The sequence below is a fragment of the Tessaracoccus caeni genome (genome assembly GCF_029211185.1).
GTDB classification, from domain to species: Bacteria; Actinomycetota; Actinomycetes; order Propionibacteriales; family Propionibacteriaceae; genus Arachnia; species Arachnia caeni.
The window spans coordinates 1-396 of record NZ_JARGDO010000067.1; the positions used below are offsets into that span (position 1 = coordinate 1).

Below are 396 nucleotides of genomic sequence, written 5' to 3' on the forward strand. Positions count from 1 at the left end.
GTTGCCCGACGGGCGACGCATCCGCGGCGTCGGCGTGCGCCGGCCGCGCGGCGATGTGCCTGCCCCCGATTTCGCGGTCTATCTACTTGGCCGTGACCCAGCGCCTGGTCCTTGGCCTCATCGCTGGGTGCGGTGGCGAGACTTCCGGCTGCCGGACTCGACCGACGACGCGACGGCGGCGCTGCGTGAGGCGTGGGGACGTGCCGGTGAGGAGCGAGTCGAGATCGGGTGTGGCGGCGGCATCGGGCGGACCGCGACGGCTTTGGCGCTGCTGGCAACGATGAGCGGTGTCGCGCCAGAAGACGCGGTGGCGTGGGTCCGTTCCCACTATCACCGGCGAGCTGTCGAGACGGGCAGGCAACGACGCTGGGTAGAGCAGACCGCGACCTTGCTTCA

1 protein-coding gene is annotated in these 396 nt (G+C 71.0%); it reads left to right on the forward strand.

Going from position 1 to position 396, the window contains the following annotated elements; translation table 11 throughout:
- The coding region (locus P0D62_RS19025; protein ID WP_319947023.1) for a protein phosphatase at positions 1-396 on the forward strand (396 nt) is incomplete at both ends.